Annotated in this window: 15 protein-coding genes; all 15 read right to left on the bottom strand. The window is 40.7% G+C overall.

All coding sequences use genetic code 11. The features are described 5' to 3' along the window. Positions 1-2: 2 nt before the first annotated feature. Positions 3-1,037: a polysaccharide biosynthesis protein gene (locus QV747_RS00510; RefSeq protein ID WP_273428478.1), complete on the bottom strand. Its 1,035-nt coding sequence runs from the start codon at positions 1,035-1,037 to the stop codon at positions 3-5. A 10-nt stretch (positions 1,038-1,047) separates the two neighbouring features. Beyond that, the gene (locus tag QV747_RS00505) at positions 1,048-1,845 is read right to left on the bottom strand and encodes an AglZ/HisF2 family acetamidino modification protein (RefSeq protein ID WP_273428481.1); all 798 of its coding nucleotides are present in this window, start codon (positions 1,843-1,845) and stop codon (positions 1,048-1,050) included. 4 nt (positions 1,846-1,849) lie between these two features. Then, entirely contained in the window at positions 1,850-2,467 is a 618-nt protein-coding gene (hisH, locus tag QV747_RS00500; RefSeq protein ID WP_273428484.1) for an imidazole glycerol phosphate synthase subunit HisH, read from the bottom strand. After that, positions 2,464-3,609, bottom strand: a complete 1,146-nt coding sequence (locus QV747_RS00495; RefSeq protein ID WP_273428486.1) for an N-acetyl sugar amidotransferase — start codon at positions 3,607-3,609, stop codon at positions 2,464-2,466. Before QV747_RS00495 ends, hisH begins: the two co-directional genes overlap by 4 nt. A gap of 25 nt (positions 3,610-3,634) precedes the next feature. Next, positions 3,635-4,255 (bottom strand): CatB-related O-acetyltransferase, encoded by a 621-nt coding sequence (locus QV747_RS16565; protein ID WP_373317267.1) that lies wholly within the window; start codon positions 4,253-4,255, stop codon positions 3,635-3,637. A gap of 228 nt (positions 4,256-4,483) precedes the next feature. Then, positions 4,484-5,605, bottom strand: coding sequence for a hypothetical protein (locus QV747_RS00485; RefSeq protein ID WP_273428488.1), 1,122 nt, complete (start codon positions 5,603-5,605; stop codon positions 4,484-4,486). Positions 5,606-5,694: 89 nt separating this feature from the next. Then, positions 5,695-6,981, bottom strand: coding sequence for a hypothetical protein (locus QV747_RS00480; RefSeq protein ID WP_273428491.1), 1,287 nt, complete (start codon positions 6,979-6,981; stop codon positions 5,695-5,697). A gap of 3 nt (positions 6,982-6,984) precedes the next feature. Then, positions 6,985-8,232: a lipopolysaccharide biosynthesis protein gene (locus QV747_RS00475; RefSeq protein ID WP_273428493.1), complete on the bottom strand. Its 1,248-nt coding sequence runs from the start codon at positions 8,230-8,232 to the stop codon at positions 6,985-6,987. A 226-nt stretch (positions 8,233-8,458) separates the two neighbouring features. After that, positions 8,459-9,178, bottom strand: a complete 720-nt coding sequence (locus tag QV747_RS00470) for a cytidylyltransferase domain-containing protein (protein WP_273428495.1) — start codon at positions 9,176-9,178, stop codon at positions 8,459-8,461. Further along, positions 9,156-10,211 carry a nucleotidyltransferase family protein gene (locus QV747_RS00465; RefSeq protein WP_273428497.1) on the bottom strand — a complete coding sequence of 352 codons (1,056 nt, stop codon included), beginning with the start codon at positions 10,209-10,211 and terminating at the stop codon, positions 9,156-9,158. Before QV747_RS00465 ends, QV747_RS00470 begins: the two co-directional genes overlap by 23 nt. Next, positions 10,208-11,374, bottom strand: coding sequence for a UDP-N-acetylglucosamine 2-epimerase (gene neuC, locus QV747_RS00460; protein ID WP_273428499.1), 1,167 nt, complete (start codon positions 11,372-11,374; stop codon positions 10,208-10,210). The genes QV747_RS00465 and neuC overlap by 4 nt, the downstream gene beginning before the upstream one ends. Next, positions 11,371-12,384 carry an N-acetylneuraminate synthase gene (gene neuB, locus QV747_RS00455; RefSeq protein ID WP_273428502.1) on the bottom strand — a complete coding sequence of 338 codons (1,014 nt, stop codon included), beginning with the start codon at positions 12,382-12,384 and terminating at the stop codon, positions 11,371-11,373. Before neuB ends, neuC begins: the two co-directional genes overlap by 4 nt. Continuing rightward, on the bottom strand, positions 12,381-13,007 hold the full coding sequence (locus QV747_RS00450) for an acetyltransferase (RefSeq protein WP_273428504.1): 627 nt from the start codon (positions 13,005-13,007) through the stop codon (positions 12,381-12,383). Before QV747_RS00450 ends, neuB begins: the two co-directional genes overlap by 4 nt. Continuing rightward, on the bottom strand, positions 13,004-14,164 hold the full coding sequence (locus tag QV747_RS00445) for a LegC family aminotransferase (protein WP_273428506.1): 1,161 nt from the start codon (positions 14,162-14,164) through the stop codon (positions 13,004-13,006). Before QV747_RS00445 ends, QV747_RS00450 begins: the two co-directional genes overlap by 4 nt. Then, the gene (locus QV747_RS00440; protein WP_273428508.1) at positions 14,157-15,149 is read right to left on the bottom strand and encodes an NAD-dependent 4,6-dehydratase LegB; all 993 of its coding nucleotides are present in this window, start codon (positions 15,147-15,149) and stop codon (positions 14,157-14,159) included. Before QV747_RS00440 ends, QV747_RS00445 begins: the two co-directional genes overlap by 8 nt. Positions 15,150-15,153 lie beyond the last annotated feature (4 nt).

Raw genomic sequence — 15,153 nt, 5'->3', positions numbered from 1 at the left:
TCTTAATCCTCGGCCTGCACATCTTCACCAGCATGAATCGCACGAATAAAATCTAGTTTAAATAGCAAATTTTTCATACCATCTACATCAAGACGCTCTGTATTGTGAGAATTGTAATCTTCAACCTCAGAAATACGAGCATCACCCTGCTCAACAAACTTGCTATAATTCAAGTCGCGCAAATCAGGGGGCACACGGTAATAGCCACCAAGATCTTCGGCCGCTAGCATCTCTTCCCGGCTCAACAATGCCTCGTAAAGTTTTTCACCATGGCGGGTACCAATGACATTCACTTGATGATCTGGTTTTCCTACAATATCTAGCAATGCACGAGTCAATACTTCAACAGTAGCTGCGGGAGCTTTTTGTACAAAAATATCACCATTTGCACCATGCGCAAATGCGTAGAGAACTAGCTCTACAGCATCATCCAACGTCATCATGAAGCGTGTCATTGATGGATCAGTGATTGTAATGGGCTTACCCGCACGAATTTGATCAATAAACAACGGAATTACCGAACCACGCGAAGCCATCACATTACCGTAACGTGTACCACAAATCACAGTCTTGCTGTCATCCACATTACGCGATTTAGCCACCATGACTTTTTCCATCATGGCTTTTGAAATACCCATTGCATTAATTGGGTAAACCGCTTTGTCTGTACTTAAACATACAACACGTTTAATACCATTCACAATTGCAGCTTCTAAAACGTTTTCGGTGCCTAAGACGTTCGTTTTTACCGCTTCCATCGGATGAAATTCACACGAAGGAACTTGTTTCAACGCTGCTGCATGGTAAATGTAATCAACTCCTCGTGTCGCGCTTAAGATTGACTGATAATCACGCACATCACCGATATAAAATTTCAGCTTCGGCGTATTATATTTTTTTCGCATATCATCTTGCTTTTTCTCATCGCGAGAAAATACACGAATTTCAGCAATATCAGAATCTAAAAAACGACGCAGAACAGCGTTACCAAACGAACCTGTCCCACCAGTTATTAATAAAACCTTATCTGCAAACATGCTATTCTCTCTACATCTTTTTAAATTCGTTTAACGCAGAATGACACAACTTCCTTTTCTGCTCAGGAGTCGGATAACTAATTAAAACCGCCCTATATTTGCCCTTGAAAACGAAAAAACTACCTGCCGCGGCCCCCACCACACCTGACTGAGCAATTAGTGCATGAATATGTTCGAATGAACCTGCTCCACCCAAAAACGTGAATGGAACTTTAACAATCGATTGCAGCTCTTTAGCCAAGCCTAGATCATAGCCAGTCATCACCCCATCACGGTCAATTGAATTGATAACAATCTCACCAGCTCCTGCTTCTTGGAATTGAAGAATTAGCTGCGCAGGATCAATTCTATGTTTTTTTTCGCCATTATGCGTAAAGACTTCATAGCCTTTGGCAAAAAAACCAGTTTTCTTTCTCAAATCAGCAACTGCAACCACTGATTGACTGCCAACAGCATCAGCCATTTCGCTTAATAAAGATGGACGTTCAATAGCAGCAGAACTTACTGCGACTTTTTCAACACCCATATCAATTATTCTAGAAACTTGATGTGCAGTGGTAATACCACCGCCATAACACAAGGGCATTTGACACTCAGCTGCTAATTTAGCAATCAGATCAAAATTGGGTTCCACTTTATTGACAGTTGCATCAATATCAATCACCATCAATTCATCGGCTTCTTTCTCGTTGAAGATTTTAACTGCATTGATAGGATCTCCAACATACCTAGCATCTTTAAAAGCTTGCGTCTTAACCAAGCCACCTTTATGAATTAGTAGGCATGGAATGATACGTGGTCTAAGCATCGCTTTAACGCTCTATAAAATTTTTAAACAACTGAACACCCCAGTGATGACTTTTTTCTGGGTGGCATTGCACCCCATGAATATGTCCACGAGAAACAACAGCTGCAAAATCAATGCCATAGTTTGCATACGCGGCGATATCAGCTGAATCAATCGGATCAAAGAAGTATGAATGTAAAAAATAAAACTCAGGGCGCTCTTTTAAATCACCATCGAACAAAGAACTTTTTGAAGAAGGGGCTAACTCGTTCCAACCCATATGAGGCATGGGCATGCCAGCCAAATCAGGTATGTTAGTAAATGCACGGACACGACCAGGGATCCAACCTAGACCAGGTAACACTCCCTCGTCAGAGCTATCAGCTAGCATTTGCATACCGACGCAAATACCTATAATGGGCACTTTTTTTACAAAAACCAGCTCTTCCAAAGTGGCTCTTAATCCCGAATCATTTAAACATTGCATCGCATGATCAAAATGCCCGACACCTGGCAAAATAAGCCTAGTTGCATCTGCCAACTCTGCTGGTGTTGCAGCACGCTTTGCCTCAACACCCAAGCGCTTAAATAATGTGAGAAAGGCCTGTATGTTGCCAACTCCATAGTCAACAATTCTAATCATCTAAAATGCCTTTTTTCTAGACCCAACCGACGCATTATATTCGCTCCAGCACTAATCAGCGAGCGTTTATTCTTATAATCGCGATACGTTTTCTTTGGCGAATCAAATAATTGCTGAAGCTCTAAAACAGTCAGACCTAGTTTATGGGCGACATATTCAAACTCTTGCTTTAGAAAATGTTCATCCATTTCTGGGCGTGATATGCGTTCTAATGCTTCATCACGCGACATTTGGCCCGTCATAATCAAACTAGAAAAATGGGCACGCCGCTTTTCAAAGCCAAAACGACGCGGCAACCAAAAATCTTCATAAAACCGGGTAAAACGTGATTCATGGTGTTTATGCTGAAAACGCTGCCAACCAAACAAACGCTCCAATTCATCTTCAGCATCTTTTTTAAGATACGGCACCATATTAAGGGGATGATGCACCTTCATACCTAATACTTTTTGATACCAAAGTTTATATACAAGAATGTCCACGAGAGGAAACTCATTGTTTGGTTTGCCATCTCCACATTTCTGCCAAATATCGCCAAAAAGCGTCTTATCAATACCGAGGTACCCCCCCCATTCTTCTGGCTCTCGGCAACATTCAGTGGAGTAATTGGAACCCGTAATAATATGCTTGATTTTATACTTACGAGCAAATTTATATAGACCAGAGAAAAAGGCAGCATCTTGAACTAGATCTTGATCTGGAATACCGGAACGCAAGAATGCTACTTGCATCCGCTTCACGGCCTCCCAGTTTACAACTTCGGTATAAAGGTCGAGACCCAGTCCATCAACAAGCTTTTCAATATTACCGACCGCTTGGTCTGTATTCCATCCTGCATCAACATGGAACAGCAAGGGGCGAAGCCCCATTTTCTCTTTCGCGACATAGGCAACGTAGGAACTGTCGAGACCACCACTGAGGCCAATGATACAGTCAAAATCTTTCCCGACACCGTCTTTCTTTATTGAATCAGCAGTTTTCTGTAATGACTCCACTCCCTTAATACCAACATCCCAGCTAGGCTTCACATAATCATTAAAATTGGTGCAGTATTCACAGACACCCTCGTTATCAAAATTGATATTTGGATCAGAATGATCCATGATGCAATTACTACAGATTTTAGTATCTAAGTTTGTCATAACAATCAACCCAATTTATAACCTATTATTTGCTATCACTTTTACCGCTCAAGGCTTTAATAAAACTCGATGGCTCACGCACCAAATGTGACACCGATTGCAATCGCTGGTCATCTAGATCCCACCAATTACATTTCTCTAAACCTTCTCGAATCTCTTCTGAAAATCTATAGCGAATAACTTTGGCAGGATTGCCAGCAACTATTGCATAGGGAGCTACGTCCTTTGTAACAACAGAGCCAGCCCCCACTACTGCACCATTACCTATAGTAACTCCCGATAAGACTATTGCGGACTTACCAATCCACACATCATTTCCAATATTTGTTGTCCGTATATCATCTAATTCAAACTCAGAAAACTTTTTCTTGACACTATCACGTCCCGCATAAAATACAGGGGACATCCCAATCCATTCCATAGGATGGCGAGCACCTCCAATCGTCACATTATTTGCAATAGAGCAATAATTACCAATCAATGAATAGTAAATTTCACAATCATAACCGCAAAAACTATACTTACCCATCGTTGAGCAATACAAAGAGCTTCCCGCCTCAACCGCAGCAGTCTTGTGAATCAGCGAATTTCTAATTGAAGCCAATCGTACCTTTTTAGCAAATTTTGACCATAGATATTTAATCACCCAAACCACCTAGACATTAAGACTGAGAAATAAAAACTTTTGAAGCAATACTCTTCACACTGCAACTTACGTAAAAGAAACCGCTCACAACTCTTGGCGCACAGCCAAGTCGATTCAAAACAAAAATCAACTAAATAGTCTTGCCAGACTAAAGTCCAACTATTTTTTATAAAAAAGATTCCACATTAGACTTTAGCCGTCCTAGGGATTAGCTTTACCAGAAACGTATTATGCAAACCGCTTTTCGAGGCCAATCCGAGAGTGAATAGACTTTTCGCCTTGAGCATAACCATAGAACAAAAAAAACATACTAAAATAGAAAAAATCCAACAAACTTGGAAACAGGATAGGTTCAGACAACGCCCTTAATAACATTAGGCTAATAAACAGCAACGTAACGAACTTATCTAGCAATTTTTTCTTTGCAACCATTATAAATAACGGACTAAAAAAAACAAAAAGAAGGCCAAAAATCCCAAGAAGAGAATGAACTCGAATAAATGATATATGTGGATTACCATCATACTGCGACTCAACAACAGTTCCACTATATGAAGCCCCCGTGATGAACGAAAGAGCATCAATTTTAGCTATATATTGCCTAAATATCTCCATTCGATATGGATCAACCAGACCCTCCTGCAATTTTGTTGTATCAACTAAAGCAGACTTTAGAATGTCCACATAAAACGCAATAGCTATTACACAAACCAAAAAAGCAACAAAAATACAGATTCGCTGTAATTTTGAAACTCTTCCGAAAAAAAAATTAATTGCTGCACTTGCAAGAAGTATTAGCACAGAAACAATTAGCGAACCACGCCCAAGACCAAAAAAAGCAACCACTACTGTAAAGCCGGCAGAAATAAGGGGTAATCTTCTTAAAGCAAAAAAAGTAGTAATAGATAGCATTGCTTGCAGTACAATTAAATATGATGGAATACCATTTGTACTTGAGCCTGGAAATACCTGCCCTAACGGCTCTGGAATATCCCAATAAGCGTAAAGCGCCAGAAAAATACAGCATACAGCAATGGCATATACTATTCTCAGACAACCAAGCACATACTCTACCGTGTTGCAACAAAAGCTCTTTGCTGCAAAAAATACAGCCAACGTTGAAAAAAAATAAAACAGTGTGCTGACACCATGATTCATACCTACAATTCCAGGAAGAAATGCCAGCACAAAGAAATTAACTATTAAAAGCATGTTCGATGAGACGTTCGGCTCACCCAAAAATCTGCAAGCATATAAGCAGCAAAGTAGTGCCCCCATAAATAAAGTTTCAGGCATCTGCATTGCAAAAAGCAGCAATATTAAAAAAACAAAAGCCACTCCTAATAACACAGAAGAATCATTAGGAAAGCACTTAGAAGATCGTAACAATATATAGCCCCATGTACAATATCAGCAATATAAATCACTGAACTTTCAGTTCAATTTATTGCGACTTTGCCAATGTCATTTTCACTCAGGTACTCAACCAACTGTTCCAGCGTATAGATATCTTGCAGATCATCAAAAATCAACTCTGGATATATTAATTTCGTCCTGACTAGTATTTTTTTACCAACAAAATTTGGATCAAGATAACAAGTAGAAAACAAAGATACAAATATCACATTAGATCGACCATTTACAACCTCCAGATCACGAAGCAACTTAAACCCTTTATGCATAATTGGCTCATGATTATTGGGATGTGGCTTATACAAAAGCTCAATTACCTCAGAGGATGAAAATTGCGTTGCGAGCCTTGCCATCACCTCCAACTCTGCATCTGCAACGACTTTCGTAACACTTGAAGAAGTTTGCCCAATAAAAACGAGCCTTTTTTTCGAGTTTTCATTATCCAATGCAACTGGACGAGCAATGTGATTTTTTGTATTTAAGCACCTAATTTTATAGCTACATTCGTAAATCGATTTGTAATACATGCGTTGCCTATTAGTCAAAACATGAAATTCATGATAAGCATGCACAGGCAGATAGCTACCTACTCCATGTGCGCTATTAATTATGCGAATAGGAAATCTACGTATTGCTCTAGCAAAATCTAAACTTCCGACATCAAACTCATCTGAAACTTGAATTACCTCAAAGCCAAGTGCGGCGACCTCAAACGCGTGCCTAATCTGAGCTCGCGATTCCATTCTTTGGAGCGAACACAAGTCACGACACCATAAGAATCTCATCAAATCAATTGGTGAGTACTGATTGCCGTCCGTTTTAAACTTGTACCCTTTCTTAAAAAGAAACTTAAAATAACGCAATTGTCTCTTTAAATTTAGTGGAAATGGATATACTGCACGCAGAACATTTTCTTGCTCAGGGTCGAAAACAAGCTCAATATCGTCAACGTACGCTTTTCTGTAAATTCTAGACTCTGCAGCATGTCCACGAAAAAAAAATAGCCCAGCGATATAAAAGAGCCAATGAGCGAAAACCTTGATAACGACAACAAAAACTTGACTGAACTGCAGTTTATTTTTGAATACATCTTCCAATTCCCCGCTTTGTTCGATTTTGTTTTCCATATATAGCCGCGGATTTTTTAGAAAAAAAGCCGCTTCCTTATCATAAAACAAGCTAGAATAGCGATAAGACCAATTAACTCTCCGATGAAATTTATACCGTGACTCTCCAAACTTTCTAGATACTTCAATAAGACGATAGGCGTAAGTACTTGAACACTTCAACAAAGGAATTTCTGGAATTTTCACAAATCACCCTAACTTCCACGGCATTGGGATAACTCTAGAGGAAACGACCCAAACCGTAATAAAAAGCAACAAACTATTGACAAAGAAAGACACTGCGGCACCATTAAGCTCGTAAGCAGAAGTCAATTTCCAAGAAATTCCCCATCCTATAATTGCGATTGACGTTGTTACAGCTGACAACAAAGCTGTACGCTCCGCATAGAATAAATAATTTACTTGTGTATAGTACATGCCTTGAATCACGAAACCAGCAACAAACCACGGAATCAAATGGCGCGAGTAAGCATACCGATCATCAACAAACATATCAAAACAGTAGTAGGCTACAGAACATAAAATAATACCAGCCAAAATTAAAACCAAAAATAGTTGATATGTTCTTACTACAATGAGTCGACGAGTCAGATAACTTCCATCTTTCAGCTGCCTAAACAACCATGGCATAAGTGACTTATTAAGAGGATCAATTAGAATTAGCATCGCCATACCAACTTGCATTGCGACCATGTAAATCCCTAGACTACCAGCACCCAGCTTCGTTGATACCACTAGTCGATCCACACTAGCGAGCGCAGTTCCAGCCAGAACATGTGGAATCAATGGATAACTAAATTTCAACAGTTCAACACCATCAACAAAGTAATTACCCACTACTACACACCCAAGTCGCCAAATTAAAAAAACTCCAAGGATGGAGCTAGCAAAAATCGCAAAAGTATAGGAATAAATACGAGCACTTGATTCAGTTGTGAAAAAATATAGTAATATGAAACAAAATAACAATTCAATCAACGCTTGCACTCCTCGTGCAAGCAAAAACAATTCAGCTCTATTATTTACTTGAAAAATAGTTAGACACTGTAAATTCAAACTAACGAAAAATGAGCACACAACTGCAAGCAAAGCATAATTCATTGGCAAACTCACTATATCTGCGATCAATTTATAGGCAGCCATCATTAGAATGAACGCTATAAGATGTGCTACAGCCACAGTGACTATAGAACTAAATACAACGCTTCTAAATTTCTCAGCATCTACCTTATAAAATCGGACAGATATAAAACCATGGGCACAAAGCCCAGCTATGTTTGCTAATAAACCCACCCATATAACGAACGAGGTGACTTCACCAAAGCTATGTGGAGACATATTCTTTGTAAGTACTGGCAAAAGCAGAAATGGTGTTAAGCCAGCAATAGCGAATGCCACAACATAAAAGCAAAAAGAACGACTGAAAGTAAAACTCATTTGTAATGAAGCCTTATCAAAGCCATGAACAATCCTTACAGAACTATTATCGGCTTGAGCTTTATACTATAAATAACAACTTAAAGATCCAAGTCTTTTTCATAACCGAGCAAAACAGAGTCAGAAAAATTATCTTGCACCCCCCAAAAAAACCGCAAACACACTTATCTAATCAACAGCCATCAAAAAAACCCTACATTTTTCATCTTAACACTAATGCAGAGAATTACTTAAATTTTTCTCGCATCAAAAAATCCGAAAAAACAAAATCGAATTCTGTATCTATATCAATCGAATGGTCATGTCTCATTATATAAGCAAAGCACCCCTGACCAAAAAAAGAACTCTCAATCAATAAATTGGCTGTTTTTGCAATGTAAATTGCACCATTCAGCCTATAGTATTTAGGAAGCTCTTGTGAGCGAAGCTCACGGACTTCTGGTTTAATAAAATCAGTAAGCGAACCATCGTTTGGTAAAGTATTCATCCACAAAGGGCTATGGTCAGCTTCTGAAACAGAAACAATGCCATTGGCATTTTTTTTATTTAGCAAGTCAAAGGCCGCAACTATATCTTCAGCAGTACGCAAAGGACTGGTAGGTTGTAACAATGTTGTGAACTCTGACTGCCCAAGTCCTGCATTTCGCAGCCATTGTATCGCATGTTTAATGACATCAATAGAATTAGAGTTATCACTCGACAGCTCTAATGGCCTTAAAAATGGTGCTTCGGCACCATATTTAATTGCAATTTCACGCAACTCTTCTGAATCCGTACTGACCAAAACGGTATCGAAACATCCGCTTTTTATTGCTGCTTCAATAGTCCATGCAATTAAGGGTTTTCCTGCCAAATCAAGAATATTTTTCTTAGGCAAGCGTTTGCTACCTGCTCTCGCAGGAATAATGGCCAATGATTTCATATCAAACCCAAAATCTCCTAACATCACTCTGTGCTTTTTCAAAATCTTTCATCATACCAATATCCAACCAATACTCATGCAAACCATAAGTACCAACACGCTTACCAGCCTCCATGGTTTTTTCTAACAAAGTTGGCATATCAATGCGCTCCCCGCGTGCCACTTGTCTACGCAATTCTGAATCTATTACATAGACACCTGCATTAATGTTAAAGCGATATGTAGGCTTTTCTATCATGCGGACCAAGAAAGTTGAATCAGTTTCCAATACCCCATAAGGAACTTGCATTTCAAACTCACGGGTACATACTGTCGCTATTGCTTGCTGATTAATGTGTGTTTGCAATAAATCAACAAAATCAATCCGCGTTAGGAGGTCACCATTCATCATGATTAGCGGTAACTCACCAACTGACTCTGGCAATAGACCCAAAGCACCACCAGTTCCTAATGGCTGCTCTTCATGCACGTATTCAATTTGAATGTTCCATTTTGATCCATCACCAAAATGCGACTGGATCACTTCAGGCAAATAGTGGGTTGAAAAATAAAAGCGATAAAATCCAGCATCGATAAAACTCTCTACTATTAATTGTAGTATCGGTTTATCGCCAACCTTCAACATGGGTTTAGGGCAATGATCAGTCAAAGGGCGCAACCGTGATCCGAATCCGCCGGCCATCAGAAACACTGGGTTATCAAACCGTGGCTTAGCTTGCCACTCTTCCGTACTAAGTACATTGACCAAAATGCCATCTTCCACTACTGGAATCAGCAACAAACGTTCTACCTCTAAGCGTTTCAATATCTGCCCTTGATGACTTTCATCAGGCGTACAAGTCTGTGGATTTGCATTCATCACCTCTGTTATTGGGTCACTTAAGGTGACGCCGCGTAGTAATCCACGCCGAATATCACCATCTGTAACCATTCCCAACAACCGCTGCTTCTCATCAACAATAAAAGCAGCACGCATTGCTTCTCTGTCAATAATTTTAATCACTTCACGGATTGATTTTGTTGGCAACGCTAATGCATTTTTCCAGTTTTTACTCATTCAGACCTGCCATCATAAAATTTTTTAGTCGTAAGAGTCGAGAAGTCAATTTCTTCCATAACCTTAATGATTTTCTGGGTAGCCATCCCATCACCGTATGGATTTTTTGTTTCACTCAACTTAGCAAGAAATTCTTCATTCTTAATCTTTTCAAAACCACTTTGTATTTGATTCAGGTCTGAACCAGAGTGAACAACAGAGCTTGCACAAATTCTCCCCTGCTGCCTTGTACCTATATTGAGAGTAGGGATACAAAAGGATGGCGCTTCTAGAATACCACTCGAAGAGTTGCCCACAACTGCAATGGTTGATTTCATTGCAGACAGATACCGTAGGTGGCCTAATGATTCAAAATAATGTAATCGAGAGGGAAATTTAGTCGCCCACTCTTTAAATCGCTTATTAATCTCACGTCCACCCGTATCGGCATTTGCACCTGTGATAATTGCCTGTGTATTTCTTTGTGCGAGTAATGCGTCACATAAAGCATCGACCTGCTCTAAACTATCACCGAGCTCTCTAGTGACAGGGTGATAAGTCACTAAAAAATACGGAACTTCTAAAGAAATACCTAATTGAGCAGCTAGTTCTTCACGCCGAAGCAGTGGCAGCATTCTAATATTATCAAGCCCAATAGCCCCAACGTTATATACTGAGCCAGGCATTTCCCCCATTTGGATGACTCGCTTCCGATATATTTCCGTTGATGTGAAATGCAAGTGACTCAGTTTGGTAATAGCATGACGAAAAACATCATCAATCGCGCCCTCTGTTACCTCTCCGCCGTGCAAATGGATTATCGGTATGTTAAATACAGTAGCAGTTGCAGCTACGCAAAGGATTTCGTAGCGGTCACCGAGGATAATTAGTGCATCAGGTTGATTTCTTTTAAATACATCCGAAAAGCCAAGGCACGTCAAGCCCATAGCTTTGGCGGTAGCTGAAGCTGAATCTGCACTCATTAGCATTTCAACTTCATCATGAATATAGAAGCCATCACTTATGATCGCCTGAGTTGTCAATCCAAACTCAGGAGAAAGATGTGTTCCAGTCACGACTAACTGTAACTCAAACATTAAGCTGTCGCTCAAGGCACTTAACAATGGACGTAGCAAGCCATACTCTGCGCGTGTAGATGTTACTACACAGATATTCTTCTTCATTGAATCAGCTCACCAACAGCGTAATCAATTGTGGCCACCTTGCCTAAAAGATTAGGCCAATTCATTGGGCTCAAACCAATGCCGGGACGCCTAATAGTCAAATTAGTTTCAGTAAAAATTTCACCTGCTTTAATTGCTCTTGCAGCGACAATGCTTTTACGTGCGACAGTAATATTTTTTGCTTCTGATTGTGTAGGGCACTTAATACCATTACCCATTGCTAATTCGATGTTACGAACTGCTGTAATCATGGATGCTAATTCTTTGGGCTCGAGACTAGCAACATGATCCGGTCCGGGCAGTTTGCAATCAAGTGTGAAGTGCTTTTCAATTACAGCAGCACCTAATGCTGTTGCTGCGATACTAATTTCTCCGCCTGCAGTGTGATCTGAATACCCATAGCTAACACCAAATGCTTGCCCTAATGTCATCATAGCTCGTAAATTCACATCTGACACTGGTGTCGGGTATTCGGTATTGCAGTGTAATATGCATAACTTTTCTCTTTGCAGCCCAGCTTTTTGCAAAACAGTTACGGCAGCTTCTACTTCAGCCAGATTAGCCATGCCTGTGGATAAGATAGTTGGGCGATTCAAAGTACCAATCCGGAACAAATATGGATAATTAGTTATTTCACCCGATGGAATTTTCCACAATGGAATATCCATTTTCTCTAAAAAACTGATGCTATCTGAATCAAAAGCTGTGGAAAAAAAAGTGATTCCACGTTTTTCCGCACGTTGCTTAACTAAATAATGTGCTTCTTCACTCAGTTCCAGCCGTTTAAGCATTGCATACTGAGACTCTTCTTTACCCGTATTTTGTTTTTGGTAGTCAGCCATTGCCGCATCTAGAGAAACCAAGGCTTCAGCACGATAAGTTTGAAATTTTACAGCATCCGCCCCCGCATCGGCCGCAGCATCGACTAACTGTAAAGCCAAATTAACATCGCCGTTATGATTTACACCCGCCTCGGCGATAATGAATACTTTATCTTTCCATGGCGTCATGCCACTCTCCTTGCCGGCACACCCATCCAGGTGCCCGCGCTTTCAATAGATTTTGTTACTACAGCCCCCGCACCAATTATGGTATTTGAGGCTAGTTTCAGTCCCGGCAATATCACTGCTCGGCTACCTATCATACAGCCGTCGCCTATTTGCACTCCGCCATTTAAAATAGCACCAGTAGAAATATGGCTATGTGCACCAACTGTTACGTCATGCTCGATCACAGCACTGGTATTAATAATACAGTTAGATGAAATACTAGTTGCAGCATTTATAATAGCGTGATGATGAATTGTGCAGCCCTGCCCTATTTGAGCGAACTTTGAAACGCTTGCATCTAATGCTATTAGTGTGGCAATAGGCAATTGACGCTGCAATATATCATTAAATATTTTCCGTCTAACGTCAGCGCCTTTAATCTGGCCAACCGCGACGTGAAAACTATAGTCATTTTTTCTTGATCCCAAATTATCAAGCCATTCATCACCACCTAAACGTGTAAAATCAAAGATAGTAGCTTCTGGCTTCGGATCTAAAAAACCTGCTACTTCCCAGCCCGATGTCAGTGCCACATCCAGACAGGAGCGGCTGTGCCCACCTGCACCGATTAGAACTAGTTTCATCGCGTACACTCGCCACTGGGCAAATTTACCAATCGATCGGCAAGCCAAGTGGCATTTGGCATAGGAGCGCATTGTGCCAGACTAAAGGCAGGCAATGTATTCATCAATGCCCAAACAGGCCGTGTCATGACCCCATTTTCATTGCTGTAATTTAGAAAAGCATCTCTTTCAGCAAGGGAATCGAGCAAGACTGCATTTAGCCAATAATTAGCCTGTGCATTTGGAGTCTCTTTTACAAATGCAATCCCAACTTCCTCACAATGCTTGATGTAAATTTCTGCTGTTTCCCGCTTGTTCGATAAAATCTCGTCCAAACGTTCTAGTTGCGCGCATGCCACCGCAGCATTTAAATTCGGCATCCTGTAATTGTAAGCTATCTGATCGTGGTGGAATGCCCATGGATGTGCCTGCTTTGCTGTTGTGGTCAAATGCTTAGCCAAATGCCCTAATTTATCATCATCCGTTATGATACAACCTCCACCGCCGCAAGTTACGGTCTTGTTGCCATTAAAACTGAATGCGCCTAAAAGTCCAACGCGCCCAGTATGAACACCATTAATTCGCGACCCCAGTGACTCAGCGGCATCTTCGACAACTGCAATCTGCCAATCGGCGCAAATTTGAGCTACCTCACTGATGTGCAGTGGCAAGCCAAATGTATGCATTGGCAGCACTGCCGCTATACGCCGACCAGTCTTGCGGTTGTAACAACAACCATCACGTAACTCGGCATTTTGCTGTAGAAATTCCAATAAGGACTTGGGTGATAACCCCAGGGTGTCTAAATCAACATCAATAAATACGGGATTAGCATTGACGTAGCTAATTGCATTGCAGGTAGCAACAAAGGTCAAAGGCTGAGTAATCACTTCATCCCCCGCTTTTACTCCAGCTAATATCAGCGCGATATGTAACGCAGCGGTACCATTAACGGTCGCAATAGCGCAACGTGCCCCTGTGATGTCCCTCATCATACCTTCAAATTGATCGACATAAGCGCCTACTGATGAGACAAAAGTCGAGTCGATGCAGTCGTTCAAATACCTTTTTTCATTTCCAGCAAAGCGAGGAGCATGAAGTGGAATAAAACCTTCTTTGCCATAGCGCTGACGGACACAATCAATTAGCGAAAAATGTTTAGATTTGAGTTCAGACATTGTAAATATCAGGCTTATATTTGTTAAGGTTTTCCGGCTTTGTGAACCACTCAACTGTTGAGCGAAGTCCAGCCTCAATATCATATTGAGGGGTAAAACCAGTTAGGCTATTAATTAGCGTGTTATCACACCAAAGACGAAAGACTTCAGACTTGTCTGGCCGAATACGCTGGTCATCAACTAGAAATTCAACATCGGCATTCATTATTTTTTTAATTAGGGCCAGAGTATCACCAATGGATATTTCAAAATTGGAACCAATATTGACTGTTTTTCCCACTGCCTCATCGCTCTCGGCAAGAAGAATAAAGCCGCGGCATGTATCTTCAACGTAGTTAAAATCCCTAGTGGGGGTCACATCTCCAAGCTTGATTTGCTTCATTCCTGATGCGATCTGAGCAATGATTGTTGGGATAACTGCACGAGCACTTTGGCGTGGCCCATAAGTATTAAATGGGCGAGCAATTGTTAGCGGCAAGCCAAATGCATTATAAAAACTCATCGCCATCGCATCTGCGCCGATTTTGCTGGCGCTATAGGGCGACTGGGGTTGTAATGGATGCTTTTCATCAATTGGAACATACTGCGCAGTTCCATAAACTTCTGATGTAGAAGTGTGAATTACTCTAGACACTCCATTTTCCTTGGCTGCCTGGCAAATATTCAATGTCCCGCGTACATTCACATCAACATAGCTATCTGGGGCAACATACGAATATGGAATTGCAATCAGGGCAGCCAAGTGGAATACTACATCGACATCTTTGGTAATCATTTTACAAAAATGAGGGTCGCGAACATCGCCTGAAACCACGTCTATTTCAGATTTGCATCCCACATCCTCCAACCAACCCCAGTAGTTAAAGGAATTATATTGTGACAGGGCCGTCACTCTACAGCCATGCTCATGCAAAGCTTCGACCAAATGGCTTCCTATGAAACCATCAGCCCCAGTGACCAATACTTTTTTACCCTTTAAATTCATACCA

It is taken from the genome of uncultured Chitinibacter sp. (assembly GCF_945957625.1).
Taxonomy (GTDB): Bacteria; Pseudomonadota; Gammaproteobacteria; order Burkholderiales; family Chitinibacteraceae; genus Chitinibacter; species Chitinibacter tainanensis.
Note: the sequence above shows the minus strand (reverse complement) of the source record. Positions and strands in the feature narration are given on the sequence as shown.